Source organism: Leifsonia tongyongensis (assembly GCF_010686705.1).
In the GTDB taxonomy this organism is placed as follows: Bacteria; Actinomycetota; Actinomycetes; order Actinomycetales; family Microbacteriaceae; genus Diaminobutyricibacter; species Diaminobutyricibacter tongyongensis.
This window is the reverse complement of record NZ_JAAGWY010000005.1, coordinates 1-15,303: the sequence shown is the minus strand read 5'-3', so window position 1 is coordinate 15,303 and position 15,303 is coordinate 1. Positions and strand designations below refer to the sequence as shown.

Annotated in this window: 12 protein-coding genes and 2 tRNA genes; 4 read left to right on the top strand and 10 right to left on the bottom strand. The window is 63.7% G+C overall.

Translation table 11 applies throughout. The annotated features are described in order from the left end of the window. Both G3T36_RS17425 and G3T36_RS17420 read left to right on the top strand, forming a co-directional pair. Nucleotides 1–1,131 carry a site-specific integrase gene (locus G3T36_RS17425; RefSeq protein WP_163291141.1) on the top strand — a complete coding sequence of 377 codons (1,131 nt, stop codon included), beginning with the start codon at nt 1–3 and terminating at the stop codon, nt 1,129–1,131. Nucleotides 1,132–1,291: 160 nt separating this feature from the next. Continuing rightward, entirely contained in the window at nt 1,292–3,631 is a 2,340-nt protein-coding gene (locus tag G3T36_RS17420; RefSeq protein ID WP_163291140.1) for a hypothetical protein, read from the top strand. Between the two features lie 225 nt (nt 3,632–3,856). Here the strand turns inward: G3T36_RS17420 and G3T36_RS17415 are convergent. The 7 genes from G3T36_RS17415 to G3T36_RS17385 form a co-directional block, all read right to left on the bottom strand. Next, nucleotides 3,857–3,930: transfer RNA gene (locus G3T36_RS17415), tRNA-Met, on the bottom strand. Between the two features lie 29 nt (nt 3,931–3,959). Then, a tRNA-Thr gene (locus G3T36_RS17410) sits at nt 3,960–4,031 on the bottom strand. 96 nt (nt 4,032–4,127) lie between these two features. Next, on the bottom strand, nt 4,128–5,084 hold the full coding sequence (locus G3T36_RS17405; protein WP_163291139.1) for an aldo/keto reductase: 957 nt from the start codon (nt 5,082–5,084) through the stop codon (nt 4,128–4,130). 159 nt (nt 5,085–5,243) lie between these two features. Continuing rightward, entirely contained in the window at nt 5,244–7,091 is a 1,848-nt protein-coding gene (locus G3T36_RS17400; RefSeq protein ID WP_163291138.1) for a glycoside hydrolase family 13 protein, read from the bottom strand. 4 nt (nt 7,092–7,095) lie between these two features. Beyond that, on the bottom strand, nt 7,096–7,968 hold the full coding sequence (locus G3T36_RS17395; RefSeq protein ID WP_163291137.1) for a sugar ABC transporter permease: 873 nt from the start codon (nt 7,966–7,968) through the stop codon (nt 7,096–7,098). After that, on the bottom strand, nt 7,968–9,662 hold the full coding sequence (locus G3T36_RS17390) for an ABC transporter permease subunit (RefSeq protein ID WP_163291136.1): 1,695 nt from the start codon (nt 9,660–9,662) through the stop codon (nt 7,968–7,970). The genes G3T36_RS17395 and G3T36_RS17390 overlap by 1 nt, the downstream gene beginning before the upstream one ends. Before the next feature lie 68 nt (nt 9,663–9,730). Then, nucleotides 9,731–10,984: a sugar ABC transporter substrate-binding protein gene (locus tag G3T36_RS17385; RefSeq protein ID WP_163291135.1), complete on the bottom strand. Its 1,254-nt coding sequence runs from the start codon at nt 10,982–10,984 to the stop codon at nt 9,731–9,733. Between the two features lie 355 nt (nt 10,985–11,339). Between G3T36_RS17385 and G3T36_RS17380 the strand changes: the two genes are divergently transcribed. Continuing rightward, nucleotides 11,340–13,055: a glycoside hydrolase family 13 protein gene (locus G3T36_RS17380; protein ID WP_420811060.1), complete on the top strand. Its 1,716-nt coding sequence runs from the start codon at nt 11,340–11,342 to the stop codon at nt 13,053–13,055. Nucleotides 13,056–13,204: 149 nt separating this feature from the next. On the opposite strand, the gene G3T36_RS17375 is transcribed toward G3T36_RS17380, so the two are convergent. Further along, nucleotides 13,205–13,654, bottom strand: a complete 450-nt coding sequence (locus G3T36_RS17375; protein ID WP_163291134.1) for a hypothetical protein — start codon at nt 13,652–13,654, stop codon at nt 13,205–13,207. A gap of 38 nt (nt 13,655–13,692) precedes the next feature. Continuing rightward, on the bottom strand, nt 13,693–14,505 hold the full coding sequence (locus G3T36_RS17370) for an inositol monophosphatase family protein (protein ID WP_163291133.1): 813 nt from the start codon (nt 14,503–14,505) through the stop codon (nt 13,693–13,695). Nucleotides 14,506–14,551: 46 nt separating this feature from the next. Here G3T36_RS17370 and G3T36_RS19560 point away from each other — a divergent pair, with 46 nt between their 5' ends. Beyond that, nucleotides 14,552–14,716 (top strand): hypothetical protein, encoded by a 165-nt coding sequence (locus G3T36_RS19560; protein WP_193571364.1) that lies wholly within the window; start codon nt 14,552–14,554, stop codon nt 14,714–14,716. A gap of 13 nt (nt 14,717–14,729) precedes the next feature. Here the strand turns inward: G3T36_RS19560 and G3T36_RS17365 are convergent, their stop codons facing one another. Beyond that, on the bottom strand, nt 14,730–14,957 hold the full coding sequence (locus G3T36_RS17365; RefSeq protein WP_163291132.1) for a hypothetical protein: 228 nt from the start codon (nt 14,955–14,957) through the stop codon (nt 14,730–14,732). Between the last annotated feature and the right edge of the window lie 346 nt (nt 14,958–15,303).

The following is a 15,303-nucleotide window of genomic DNA, read 5'->3' as shown; positions in this document are numbered from 1 at the left end:
ATGGGGAGCATCACTGCTTACGAGTCGGCGGCCGGAAAGAGGTATCGGGTTCGCTACCGCAAGCCGGACCATTCGCAGACGGACAAGCGCGGATTTCGTACCAAACGAGAAGCCGAACTGTTTCTAGCATCAGTCGTGACCAAGAAGGCGACGGGGCAGTACATCGATCCAACCGCCGCCCGTGCCACCGTCGACCGGCTCGGGGTGGCATGGCTCGCGTCACGCTCGCATCTCAAGCCTTCATCCGCGTACGTCTACGAGTCTGCGTGGCGCCTACATGTTGAGCCCCGGTGGGGTTCGGTAAAGGTCGGGTCCATCCGCCACACGGAGGTGCAAGCGTGGATCACGGAGCTGAGCAACGGCACCGAGACGAAGAAGCCGAAGTCGCCCACTATCGTTCGACGTTCCCACGACATCCTCGCGGGCATCCTCGATAACGCCGTTAAGGACCACCTCATCCCTTCAAACCCGGCGCGCGGTGTGAAGCTCCCCCGGCGCGTCTCACGAGAACACGTCTACCTCACCAACGAACAGGTTGCCGAGCTCGTCGCTGCGTGCGGTGATCACGCGACAATCGTCGCGACGCTGGCGTACACAGGACTGCGCTGGGGAGAAGCAACTGCACTGCGCGCGCGGGACGTAGATGCTGCCAGGCGACGGCTTTCCGTTGTTGAGAATGCCGTATACGTAAATGGCCAAATAGTGGTCGGAACACCGAAGACTCACGAGAGCCGTAGCGTTCCTTACCCCCAATTTCTGGCTGCGCCTCTTTTGGCCGCGTGCGCAAGAAAGCGTGGAGACGAGCTCGTCTTCGATGATGGGCGCGGTGGATACCAGAGGACCCCAACCATGACGGTCAATTCGTGGTGGGATCGAGCACTTCGAAAAGCAGAGTTGCCCGCAATGACAATCCACGACCTGCGCCACACTCCGGCCTCACTTGCTGTCAGCGCGGGAGCAAACGTGAAAGTCGTACAACGGATGCTCGGGCATGCATCTGCGGCAATGACCCTTGATATTTACAGTGACCTCTTCGATGACGATCTGAATGCTGTGGCTGACCGTCTTCACGAACAAGCCGAGGCACGAATCACTCTGGTCTGGCCAGGCTCAGCAAGAGAAGCGGGCTGACTTTGCGGCTACAAGCTCGGTCGGAGTCGGCGGAACCATTGGGTCCGCAGGGGTGAGGCAGCGACACCTGCCACCTCGAAGGGGACTAGACCAATTGGAAAGCGCCTGAAAGCATTTGCGAGAACTGATCAGTATGCCTCCCACGGAGAGAAGGTTTCGCTTGGCTGGAACCAGCGCAGAGGAGTTGCTCGCTGCAAACACCGATGAAACTTGGCGGAGTGCATTTGCAGACGTCGTGGACCTAATGGATTTGCTCAAGGACTGCGTCATCCAAGACAAATACTCTGTTCCGAACGCGTTGACCGACAGAATCGCGCTTACCGAACCTGGTCGGGAAATGAAGAGTCGTTTGATTCGCCAAGAAGAGGTCCCCGGACTCGAGGCTCACCTAATGTGTGCGCTCACGTTGGGCCATGAAGACCTCTTCATAGACGTCGCGAACACCGACATCGATCGCCTATCAGAAGCGATTTCCGATCAGATCGTCGCCCGCAAGATCCGATTTCCGTTCATTTTTGGACGCGAACTCTACGACTACTTCGCGGGCGTCTTCGAGGACGAGAAGGACCTCCTCACAAACGAAGAGACCATCCAACTCCTCGACGCAACGCCGACAGGCGTCTTCCAATACGGGCGCTTCGTCGTCGGTCCGTCTGGTCTGCGCACCTCGAACTACCGGCGAATTTTGCGCTCGTCATCGCGAGTCCCTGCATTTCATTGCGATGATCCTGTCTGCCGCAAGCTTCATTCGGTGGTTCTGAGCACGGGACACAACGCGGCAATCAATGCGGAGCGCGGCAAGCTCGAGCGACTACTTCGGTCCATGCCAAACGCGGCAGCCGATTGGTCCGGACTCGCGAGCGAGATATCCCGAGTACACGAGAGTTACTTCGGCAACAGCTGGACAGCTCCCATGGTGACGTTGGTCGGCGACTGCTTGAGTATGGACGAGCTTTCCACCCTGAACGCGCGTCTTAGCGAATCAAAAACTTTGCCTGGCCTAATCTCGCGCGAACAGTTCCTCGAGGAAGTCCTCACTCAATTCGACGACGACGAAATATGCGTCGCGATCGACGACCTTGTGAGGGCTGGCAAGCTCGGGGTACCTGTGGGCGAGGTCCGCCGTCCAGTCTCGACCGCTCATCTCCGGTCAGGGGCCTTCAAGCTGCAGCCCCAATTGGGTGTGAACGGCGTTCGCTTCGTCTCCGGTGATCCTGGTCTCCCTGTACTTCGCGAACGTGACCTGTTCCGTCGCATCTACCTCGACGCCGGTGACGCTGAGCGCCATGAGCTCGACTGGCAACTACGTGGAATCGATGGAGTCTCGCTAGAGGTGAGACTTGACGAGTACTTGCGAACACAATCGCCCGCAGATGCATTGACCCGTCTCGTTCTGTCAGGAAGCGCCAGCGCGATCGCAGCAAGCGAACTCGTTGGAGCTGGTGATTTTGAAGGTGAGTCTGACGAAGAGATCATCTCTCGCCTGCTCTGGAAGCTGGGATTTGACGACCGTGATCCCGAAGACCTCCATGCTGAATTCTGGCGCCAGCACGAGAAGGTCGCGGCGGCGGTTCAAAGTTGGCTTGGAACTGGAGCCGATGATGCAGCCGACTTCAAGGGCAAGGCCTCCGCATACTTTATTGAATTGGAGGGGCGGCTCGAAGATTCGCTTGCTTTCGCTTCCTGGAGCCTCCTTTACGATCACTCGATCTCACCTCGACCTTTCAACTACACCCCTGATCTAGATCGATCCGTCGGCCTCGAACTACTCGATCGGTACACAAGATCAGAGGAGGCTACCGAGATCGGCGAGAAGCTTCGATTCAACGGAAAGCTCACTATGTATCCGCTGATGAGAGGTTTTGGCGTGCTGTCGGAAGTGCTCGCCAGCGTGCGGTCAAAAGCTTCGGATTTCGAGCGACCCGAATCCGAGTTTCCCAAGTACGCGAGCATCACTGCTCTTCAGAACTTCCCATTCAAATCGACCGTTCCATTCCTAGACATATCAGAGCACAGCCAGGATCGAATCGTGAATGGCTTCCAACAGATCGAGGCTGGACTTCGATTAGCTAGGGTCGATCAGGTTAGAAACGCCTTCTCGCACTATCGACGCACATCTCCTGAGGTCGCACAAATGGCAGAGACCCTTGAATCAGTTGCGCAAGCTATCCGCCTAATTGAGAACCTTGGATTTGGCCTCAATCTGTTCGCACCGGCAGGCGACACCGGGGACCGATGGGGCAGGCGGACCGTAAGGTTCCAAGGGCCACGAAGCCTCGAACATTCCATTAGTCGACCGTCTAGCCTGCAGTGGGCCGGCCTCCCGAGCCTCGGACGCAATCAATTACTCGTGAGAGCTGCGGCGTTTGAGGATGCAAACGAGGTGCTTCGGTTCGAGCGCGGATACAGCAGTGACTTCTCAGTCATGTGGGCGGCCTATCCCAAGCCACGTCGCGCGCTTAGCGGTATCGCGGATGCTTCAACCGCGATACCCGGGTAGGCATCGCCAATTAGTACCCACCTATCCGTCTGCCAGGTGCCGCTTGCCCAAGCTCTTGGGTCGAAGCAGGCCTGACGGCCGATTAGGTTCATTTGCCATCCCGGACGTCAATGTTCCCTCACCTTGACGCGGATTCAAGTGTGGGCAAAATGTGGGCAAATCGGCAAAATGGGGCCGGTCAGCTGGCATGAAGAAAGCCCCGGAATGGCGAGATTCCGGGGCTTGTAGCGGGGGCGGGACTTGAACCCGCGACACCACGATTATGAGCCGTGTGCTCTAACCACCTGAGCTACCCCGCCGCGGCCTCCGCGTGAACGCTGGAGGGCGGAGCCCCCTGTGGGAATCGGACCCACTACCTCTTCCTTACCAAGGAAGTGCTCTACCAATGAGCTAAGGGGGCGAAGCCTGAGCACGACAGCGGACCGTCGGCCGTTTTGGCAACCGTACGAGAATACCATCCCGCGGAGGCTGCTCTAAACACGTGACGGCGTCCGGATCAGACCTCCGCGGTGACGGATGACGCGCCGGAAAGCAACTCCAGCTCCGCGTCGCTCAGCCGCAGCTCGACGCTCGCGATGAGGTCCGCCAGCTGCTGCGTGTTACGGGCGCTCGCGATGGGCGCGACAACGGTCGGCTGGGCGGCGAGCCAGGCGAGGGCCACGGATGCGACGGATGCGTCATGAGCGTTCGCGACGCCGTCGAGGGCCGCGAGCACGTTGCGCCCACGCTCATCCAGATAGGCGGTCGCGCCGCCGGCGCGCGGGCTGTCGATCGTGATGCCGTCCCGGTACTTGCCGGTCAGGAATCCCTTTGCGAGCGCGAAGTACGGCACGACTCCGAGTCCTTCACGCTCGGCGAGTTCACGATAGGCGTCCTCGAAGTCGCGCTCGACGAGGTTGTAGTGCGGCTGCAGCGCGACTGCGCGGTGGAAGCCGTTCTCGTTCGTGATCCGGAACCATTCGGCGACGCGTTCCGGCGTGTAGTTCGAGATGCCGATGTACCGCACTTTTCCGGCGTCGACGAGGCTGGAGAGTGCACCCACTGTCTCGTCGAGCGGCACGGTCTCGTCGTCGAAGTGCGCATAGTAGAGATCGATGCGGTCGGTTCGGAGGCGCTCGAGTGACGCATCCGCCGCCTTCAGGATGTTGTCGGCCGCGAGGCCCTTGAATTCCGGGTGCTGGCTCACCTTGGTCGCGATGACCACGTCATCCCGGTTGCCCCGGGCCGTGAACCACTCGCCGATGATGCGCTCGGAGTCGCCACCCGTGTTGCCGGTCACCCACGCGGAGTAGCTGTCGGCCGTGTCGACGAAGTTGCCACCGGCGGCCGCGTAGCCGTCGAGCACCGAGAAGGATGCGTCACGATCGGCCGTCCAGCCGAAGACGTTTCCGCCGAGGGACAGGGGGTAGACGTCGAGGTCAGAGGTGCCGAGGGTTCTGCGCGGTGCTGTCATGGGGTCTCCTTCGAAGGTGTGCCGACCTTGACGGTAACGCGAATGTTCCTGACGTATTCCGCCGCCAGCCGAACTGTGCCCGCCAGTTCGGTGCATTCCCGCCAGCTCGAGGTGGCGGGAATGTACCGACGTGGCGGGCACACGCCGAAAAGCGACCCGTCAGACCGCAAACGCGGGCAGGACGACCCCGGGCAGGCGCCAGGCGGTGAACGAGGGGCCGGAACCGGTGAGGCGGATGCCCGACCCGCCGGCGTGCAGGCTCCCCTCCCCCACCAGCGGCGCCAGATCCTCGCCAGGGCTGCTGACCAGTCCGGGGGGAAGGGTCAGGTCGTACGTCTCACGGGCCGCCACGACGAGGATCGACTCGTCCGCGTCCTCCCGCACATAGACGAGCGCCTCCGGGCTGACGTGGAGCCAGCGCATCCCCCCGCCGTTGAGCGCGGAGTGCGCCCGCCGCAACCCGATGAGCGACGCGTACAGCGCGATCGTATCGGCGGCCGATCCGTTTTCCTCCGCCCAGGGCAGCGGGATGCGCGACGCTTCACCGTCGACCCCGGTGAGTCCGAACTCGTCACCGGCGAAGACGACCGGGATGCCCGGAAGGGTCACCGACATGCCGAACGCGACCGGCACGGTGCCGGGTTTCGCGTTCGTGAGGAACCGCGGGGTGTCGTGCGTGTCGAGGGCGTTCATCGTTCCGAGCCGGGTGCGCCAGGGGAAGCCGGCCGTGAACTGGCGGTGGGCCGCGAAGAACTGCTCGCCGTCGTACAGGGGAATCGTTCCGAAAGGGAGCCCGAAGTAAGAGGACTCGCTGTCAGGCTCGGACAGCCAGCCCCAGATCGGCCGGGTGAAGTTGGTGTAAGTCATCGCGCCGTGCCACGCGTCGCCCTGGAAGTCGCTCGACGCGTCGTTCGTCGACTCGCCGAGCAGAATCGTGTCGGGGTTGACCGCGAGCATCGTGCGGCGGATGGTCCGCCGCACCTCCTCGTTGAGGTCGTCCTCCCGATAGCGCCCGGTCATATTGGAGACGTCGATGCGCCACCCGTCGAAGTTGTACGGGGCGGCGAGCCAGTGGCCGACAACCGAGCCCGGCCCCTCGATGAACCGGCGGCGCAGTTCGGCCGAATTCCAGTTGAACTTGGGCAGGCTGGGCACTCCGAGCCACGAGACGTACTCCGTGTGCTCGTCGTTCAACCAGTAGAAGAACTCGCTCTCCGGTGCATCCGGATTGCCGTATGCCGCACGGAACCATTCGTGACCGTCTCCGCAATGGTTCGAGGTGAGGTCGCCGATGACGCGCATCCCGCGTTCGTGCGCAGCCTCGACCAGCCGGATCAGCGCGTCGTCGCCGCCGAGCAGCGGATCGACGACAGAGAAGCTGGAGGCGTCGTAGCGGTGGTTCGACCGCCCCGGGAATACGGGGGTGAGGTAGATCAGCGTCACGCCGAGCCGCTCGAGGTGGTCGAGATGCTCGCGAACTCCGTCGAGATCGCCGCCGTAGAACTGCTGTGAGCGACCCGGAGCAACGAGGTCGACCGGGTCGGACCACTCCGCCGGGATCGCCCAGTCGGGCACGGGACGCTCGTCAGCCGCAGCGGACCGCGCGAACCGATCGGGGAACACCTGGTAGAGCACGGAGTCCTTCACCCACGTCGGAGGTGCCGGAAAGGTCACGAGCTTGAAGTCCTCGGAGTCGAGGGTCTCGATCTCGTGGAGTCCGGTCGCGTTCACCCACACCTTGCGGCCATCGGCTCGCGAGATGAGAAAGCGGTACCCGTGCACCGGGTTCTCGACGTGGATGGGGGCCTCCCACCAGTCCCAGCCGTCGGCACTCGCGACGATCACGGCATCCGTGAACTGCGGCTCATGGTCCGGGTTCGACCGCGTTCGAACGGCATCGACCTCCCCCCACGCCTGCGGCACGCGCAGACGCACCGACACGGTGTCGCCCATCCCGGGCGCCTGGGTGGAGACGTACAGAGGCGAACCGTCGTGGTGAGGCAGCATATGCCTACTTAACCGAACCTGCGGTCAATCCGCCAACAATGTATTTCTGCAGCGCCAGGAACAGGGCGACGACGGGCAGCGCGGCGAGCACCGCACCGGCGGCGAAGATGCTCCAGTTGTTCGAGAACTGCTGCGACACGAAGGTGTACAGACCGACCGCGAGCGTCTGGCTCGACGGGTCGGTGAGGACGACGCTCGCGATCACGTACTCCCCCGTGGACGCGATGAACGACAGCAGGCCGACGACCGCGAGGATCGGTGCGACCAGCCGGAGGATGATGCTGAAGAAGATCTGCGCGTGGCTCGCGCCGTCGAGTTTCGCCGCTTCGTCGATCGACACCGGGACCGTGTTGAAGAACCCGTACATGAGGTAAGTGTTCACACCGAGTGCGCCGCCGAGGTAGACGAGGATGAGACCGAGCTGGCTTCCGAGGCCGAGCGCCGGGAACACATCAGAGATCGCCGACAGCAGCAGGAAGATCGCGACCACCGCCAGGAACTGCGGGAACATCTGGATCAGCATGAGCGAGAGCAGTCCGATGCGGCGGCCCCGGAAGCGCATCCGCGAGAACGCGTAGGCGGCCATGGCGCCGAGGAACACGGTGCACACCCCCGTCACCGCGCCGATGACCATCGAGTTGAGGAACCACAGGGCGAACGGCTGGTCGGGGTTGGTGAACAGCGCGACGTAGTTCTGGGGGTCGATGGTCGAGAACAACGCGTTCGACCCGACGAGCGAACCGCCCGGATTGAGGGATGCGCTCAGCACGTACAGCAGCGGGAAGACGGCCACGACGACGAGGGCGATGCCGACGAGGTGACGCCAGCCGGTGTCGGCGAACCAGCGGACGAAGTTGAACGGCCTCTTCCTGTTCATCAGTTGATCTCCTCGAGGGCCTTGGTCTTGCGGAACGCGATGATCGAGATGATCGCGATCAGGATGAAGATGAGGATCGACAGCGCGCTGGCGAGTCCGTAGTCACGGACGCCGCCCTGACCGAACGCGACCTTGTAGACCATCGTGATCAGCAGGTCGGTCGATCCGATGTCGAGAGTCGTGTCGGTGAAGCGCGGCCAGCCTCGGGTGAGCATGTAGATCACGTTGAAGTTGTTGAAGTTGAACGCGAATGACGCGATGAGCAGAGGCGCGACCGAGACGAGCAGCAGGGGAAGCTTGATCGAGCGGAAGATCCTCCACGGGCTCGCTCCGTCGACGCGCGCCGCCTCGTCCACCTCTTCGGGCAGCGACTGCAGCGCGCCCGTGCAGACGAGGAACATGTACGGGTAGCCGAGCCACAGGTTGACCCCGATGACGCTGAGCCGCGCCAGCCACGGGTCGGTCAGCCACGGAATCTGCGCCCCGCCGAGGAGCACCTGGTTCACGAAACCGAACTCCGGGTTGAGGAGGCCGGCCCAGACGAGACCCGAAAGAAAGGCAGGGAAGGCGTACGGCAGGATCACGAGAACGCGGTAGATCTTCTTGCCGCGGAGCCGCGGATGGTTGAGCACCATGGCGAGGAACAGGCCGAGTGCGAAGGTGGTCGCCACCGAGAGGAAGGCGAAGACGAAGGTCCAGATGATCACCTTCCACAACGGCCCGGCGAGTTGCGGATTGGTGAAGGCCTTCACGAAGTTCTGGAACCCGACGTCGACCTTCCAGCCGGGGCTGAGAGTCTTGGTGCCGCCGACCTGCTGGAACTCGCCCTTGCCGTTGTCGGCATAGACGATTCCGTCCGTGTCCGTGAAGGTGTCGGCCTTCGCGTCGTAGGTGAGGTCGGATTTGTACACGTACGCGGTGCTCGCGTCGTCCGTGCGGAGGAAGCCGTCGTTGGGGTTGCTCGAGACCGGGACCTTGAGCGAGGTGATCGCATCCTGCTGGTCGAGTACCCGCGAGAGGTTGAGGCTGCGGTAGCCGGGAACCCCGGTCGCGCGTCCGGTCGAATCCTTCTCCGCGTTCGTGACCGGCTTGAGCGGCTGGTTGGTCGTACCGATCGAGGCCGTGCCGTCGGGCGCGGTCACCAGCAGGTAGAGGGGGGCGCCGCGCTGCACCACGCTCAGCTGGTAGGCGGGAGAGTCGGGGACGCGCTTGGCGCCCGCACTGGAGATGGATGCGACCGCATCCTCTTTCGTGCTGTTGTGCCCGTCGCTGTAGTTCGTGAACGCGATGTAGCCGCTGAAGACGACGACGAACACCTGGAAGAGCAGGAGGAAGAAGACGCCAGGGGCGAGATACTTCGCAGGGAGCCGCTTGCTGCGGCCGAGGTAGATCCAGTTGATGACGCCCGTGACGAGCACGGTCACGCCGACCGGGATCCACATGTGGAGTCCCACCATCACGAAGACGGTCCAGACGGCGAAAGCGTCGAGGAGCCCGAGGAGGACGATCTTCGCGATCAGGCCGCCGAGACCGTTCGATCCGCTCCGCTCCCGCTCTGCGGCTCGTTCCGGCTTCGCCGGCCTCTGGGGGCGGATGCGGGGGGCCGGCCCGCCCGTCGAGCGCGCGGTTCCCGGGTCGACTGCGACCTCATCCGCGGGGTCGAGAGTGTCGACACGATCGTCGTCGTTCGTCATGGTGCTCCTGTGATTTCGTGCGGAGGCCGGGGCCGCGACGTGCGCGACCCCGGCCCGGCGACGAGGGCTCAGCCCTTGATCTTCGCCTGGATGTTGGTGACGGCCGTGTTCCACACGGTTGCGGGGTCGCCGTCGCCCTTGATGAGCTGGAGCTCGGCTCCACCCCAGTCGGCCCAGACAGAGGCCATCTCGGGGATGGCCGGCATCGGGACACCGTTCAGACCGATGTCACCGAACGACTTGATGTCGGCGTCGGTCTTCGCGACGGCGTCGTAGGCGCTGGTGAGCGCCGGCGGACGGCCGCCGACCTTGTACAGCTGCTCCTGGACCGCGTCGGTGCCGAGGTAGTCGACGAGGAACTTGGTCGCAGCGACCTTGTTCTTGCTCTTCGAGCTGATGAAGAACGCGTTCACACCGAGGAACGGCTTCGCGTCCTGGCCGCCCGCGGAGGGAAGGGCGTCGATCGAGTACTTGATACCCGCCTGCTTGATGGCAGGCACGTTCCACGGACCGGTGAGGTAGAACGCCGACTTCCCCTTGGTGAAGGCGTCGAGCGCGATGTCGCCCGTGATGTTCGGGTTCAGGACGCCCTCCTGGCCCCACTTCTTGACGGCGGTGGCGAACGCAACGCCTGCCGGGTCGCCCAGGGTGAGCTTCGACGCGTCGTAGCTGCCGTCGGCCTTCTGTGCGAAGACGGACGAGCCGAACGAGGTCTGGAGCGGGTACATGTGGTACGGGTCGCCCTGCTTGGGGTCGAGGCCGAGCAGGAACGAGTACTTGGCCTTGCCGGCGTTGACCGCAGCCTTGCCCTCGGCGAGAACATCGTCGAAGGTCTTCGCGGCGGTCGGGGCGAGAGCGGTGTTACGGATCAGCGCGATGTTCTCGATCGAGTACGGGAGGCCGTAGACGTTTCCGTCGTACGTGACCGCCTGGACGGCGACCTTGGCGAAGTCCTTCTCCTTGTCGCCGAGCTGCAGGGGCGCGACGACGCCGTTCTGCACGTAGGCGCCGAGCTTGTCGTGGGGCGAGACGATCATGTCCGGGCCCTTGCCGGTGGGGACCTGGCTGATGAAGTCCTTGTCGACGTTCGCGAAGTCCTTGACGACGAGCTTCACGGTCACGCCCGTGTCCTTCTTGAACTGCGCCGCAACCTCCTTGAGTGCGGGCGCGCGCTGCGTGTCGACCCACAGGGTCAGCGTCTGCGAGCCCTTGGAGAGGTCTTCTCCCGAGGTGTTCGACGAGCATCCGGCGAGTGCGGTAGCCGCGACCGCGGTGGCGGCCAGGGCGGCGATCCCTACCCAGGACCGTTTGGTCACCTTCATTGGTGTGCCTTTCTTCTGTGATGTTCCGGAGAAAGGTCGCCCCCGATAGTGGCGAGAGACCGTTCTCCCAGACGCTTTTGTGCAAGCGCTTCCAGTTATAGCAAGTGGATTGCACTTATGCAATTAGCCTGAAATTCCTTGTATTCATCTGGATTTGAGCGGTTTGGCGGGGTTTTGCGGTCAATTCCGGCCCGTCGTGTATCGTCATTCGTGGAAGCGTTTGCACGATTGTTACATTTCGCAATTCAGCTTCCGGGCAGCTCACGCGCGCTAACATCGAACGTCTACGACAGATTTCGAGCTCAACGTTGCGCCCACCGAACGACTGAGGACCCCTTTGAACTCGACCATCGTCATTTCTGAACCGACTGAGTCGGCACTCGAGACCCGTGTGCCTTCCACGCCCACGCAGGGCCGCGAATGGTGGCGTTCCGCCGTCATCTACCAGGTCTACCCGCGGTCGTTCGCGGACTCCGACGGTGACGGGCTCGGCGACCTCGCAGGGATCACCCGCCGGTTGCCTGCGCTCCGCGACCTCGGCGTCGACGCAGTCTGGCTCTCCCCCTTCCAGACCTCCCCTCAGCGCGACGCCGGCTACGACGTGTCCGACTACTGCGACGTCGACCCCATCTTCGGAACGCTGGCCGACTTCGACGCGATGCTCGCCGCATCCCACCGCCTGGGCCTCCGCGTGATCGTCGACATCGTCCCCAACCACTCCTCCAGCGACCACCCGTGGTTCCAGGCCGCCCTCGCAGCGAAGCCGGGCAGCCCGGAGCGCGAGGTCTATCTGTTCCGCGACGGCCGTGGCGCATCCGGTGAGCTGCCGCCCAACAACTGGGAGTCCGTCTTCGGCGGATCGGCCTGGACCCGCGTCACCGAGCCCGACGGCACCCCCGGCCAGTGGTACCTGCACCTCTTCGACACGTCGCAGCCGGACCTGAACTGGCAGAACCCGTGGGTTCGCGAACAGTTCCGTGGAATCCTCCGGTTCTGGCTCGACCGCGGCGTCGACGGCTTCCGTGTCGACGTCGCCCACGGCATGATCAAGGCCGCCGGCCTGCCCGACTACACCCCGCCGGCGGAGAGCGGCAGCATGGGCGGCGGCACCGCTACCCTCGAGCCCGGCATCAGCTCCGAGCCGCCGACGGCGCCGTATTGGGCACAGGATGGCGTGCACGAGATCTACCGCGAATGGCACGAGGTGCTCGAGGAGTACGACAACGATCGTGTTCTCTGCGCAGAGGCGTGGGTCGAGCCGCTCGAGAAGCTGGCTCGCTGGGTGCGCCCCGACGAGATGCAGCAGGCCTTCAACTTCGAATACCTGGAGACGCCCTGGTCGGCCGCCGAACTGCGTTCCGTCGTCGACCATTCGATCTCGGCATTCGCCACGGTCGGCGCCCCGAGCACCTGGGTGCTGTCCAACCACGATGTAGTCCGTCACGCGACCCGGCTCGCCCTCACCGGCGAGAACCTCCAGGGTCACGGAATCGGACCGAAGACTCCCGGTCGCCCCGATGAGGCGCTCGGTCTTCGACGCGCTCGCGCGGCGACCGCCCTCATGCTGCCTCTGCCGGGCTCGAGCTACCTGTTCCAGGGCGAAGAGCTGGGGCTCCCCGAAGTCATCGACCTGCCCGATTCGGCGCGCCAGGACCCGACCTGGTTCCGCACCAACGGCGAGCGTTACGGGCGCGACGGATGCCGTGTGCCGATTCCGTGGGAAGCGGCCGGCCCCTCCTACGGTTTCGGACCGACCGCCGCGAGCTGGCTCCCCCAGCCGGCCGAATGGGCGCGGTACGCACGCGATGTGCAGCAGGGCGACCCGGCGTCGACACTGTCGATGTACACGACCGCCCTGGCTGTGCGCCGCGAACGGAATCTCGGATTCGGCACGATCGAATGGCTCGACGGCTTCGGGCCCGACGTCGTCGCGTTCCGCAACGGCGGCCTGACCGTGATCGCGAACCTCGGTGCTGAGCCGGTGGAGCTGCCCGCCGGCGACATCGTGCTCGCCAGCGAGCCGCTCACCGGGCGCACGCTCCCGACCGACACGACCGCCTGGCTGGTCTGACGCACGTCCCGCTCGTGGTGGGGCGTACCGTGTTCACAATTCAGGAGTTTCCACGCTCAAACTGGCTGGGACGGCCCGAAACCGACCGTTTCGGCCCGATCGGATGCACGAACTCCTGAATTACGAACGCCGACCCTGCGGGGAGCGCTCTATGTGCGCTGCCAAGCGATATACCAATAACCGGACCCGGTGCCTGTTTCCCAGGTCAACCAGAATGTGCAGCTCGCCTTCTTGCGCGGGTCGTTCTTGGCGAACCCATCGAGAACGACCCGAGTGTGTGACGGGCTGGCTGCCTCGGCGGGTACGTTGACGCGACCTTGGGCTGAGACGGCCGCACAATGATCCCAAACCTGCTCCCGATCGCTCTGAGATTCTCGGGGATAGAGTTTGGCAAACGCGGGCTCGCTGTTCGAATCAAAAGAGGCGAGCGTCTTGTCTGTTTGAACTCCAGACGAGACGGCTGGTCCTTGCTCGGCGGGCGGCAAATCAGATAACGAAGCGAACAAAATCAGAAACGCGCCGACCTGAACCGCGACGGCAACCGTCACGATCGCCGTGACGCGAATCCACGGCCGCTTCCGCTTCGCACCCGAATTCACTCGAAGACTCCTATCGCCCCGGCAGCCATCCTCCCAGTTCAGTCGTCGAGGACACCCAACGACGCGAGTACCACTTCGAGACGGGTGAAAAGGCCGTCCTCGGCGGCGATCACCAGCTCCTTGCTCTCGAGGGCGCCGGCGAGACCCCCCACCCTGGCACCGGCCTCACGTGCGATCAGGGCGCCCGCTGCGTGATCCCACGGGTTGAGCATCCGCTCGTAGAATCCGTCGAGCCGGCCGGCCGCGATCGAGCAGAGATCGAGTGCGGCGGAACCGATCCGGCGGATGTCCCGCACCTGGTCGATGAGTCCACCGACGACCGCGGCCTGCCGCACCCGCAATTCCGCCGAGTACGAGAACCCGGTACCGATCAGCGCGAGCGGCAGCTCCACGCCTGTCCGCACCCGGAGCGCGCGGCCGTTCAGGTAAGCCCCGCCGCCAGTCGTCGCCGTGAAGACCTCACCGATCGCCGGATTCACGACCACACCAGCGAGCGTGCGCCACGTCTCAGGGTCCGGGTCGCCCTCGACAACGGCGATGCTGACCGCGTACGCCGGGATGTCATAGGCGTAGTTGACCGTGCCGTCGATCGGATCGACCACCCACGTCAGGCCGCTGGTACCCGCGTCGGCAGCGGACTCCTCACCGAAGAAGCCGTCGTTGGGACGCACCTCGGCCAGAGCATCCCGGATCAACTGCTCCGACTCGCGGTCCGCGAGCGTGACGATGTCCTCCGGAGCCGATTTGGATGCAGCGATCTCGACGCCCTCGCTTCGCCTGCGCTTGACGAGCTCCCCCGCGCGGAGTGCGATCGAGGTGGCGGTGTCGAGCAACTGCGATTCAGCGGTCATGGTGCCAGCCTGTCACAGCCGGCCAAGTGGGCGTACCGTTAGCCGTATGCTCATCCTGGTAATCGTTCTCGTCGTCCTGTGGATCATCCTTGCGATCGTCGGGTTCGCCATCAAGGGCCTGCTGTGGCTAGGCATTATCGGCATCGTTCTCGTGCTCGCCACCATCGTCATCGGGGCGATCCGCCGCAACTCATCGACCCGGAAGCCGTAGACGGGGGCGCGGCCTACTCGTCTTCGTCGTTGGCCCTGATTTCGATCCAGTCGATGGCGCTGTCGGAGAGGTAGAAACCGGACGGACCGCTCTCGCCGACCCACCAGGCGTCGGACGTCGGCGATCCGCCGGCCTGCGTGATCTCCTCCAACACCTCCGCCGAGACGGCATCCCCGTTGTTGTCGATCAGCCACTGCCGTGTCGACGGTTTCAGCTTCGGCCACCACTGTTCAATGTCCATAGGAACATGGTCCCACCGGCTGAAACCCGGCGCGACGTGAGCCGAATCGCTGTGCCGCCGCCGCTTCAGAGACCGCGATTTGGCTCAAGTCGGCGAGCCCGCGACCGCTCTCGGGACCAAAACAGAGAGCCCGGCCGATGGCCGGACTCTTCTTGAACTATGAACGATGTCGCGACTCATCTATGAACGATGTCGCGACTCATCACAATGGTGGCGAGTGAGGTGTCTGGGTTCAGGAGATAGGTCACAGTTGATAGGTCCCTGATGAGTCGGGACATCCGTCACAGTCGGGTTTATGTCTCGTGCTCGTGTCGCCGTGTTGAAGATCGTGTCCAAGCAGCTGACC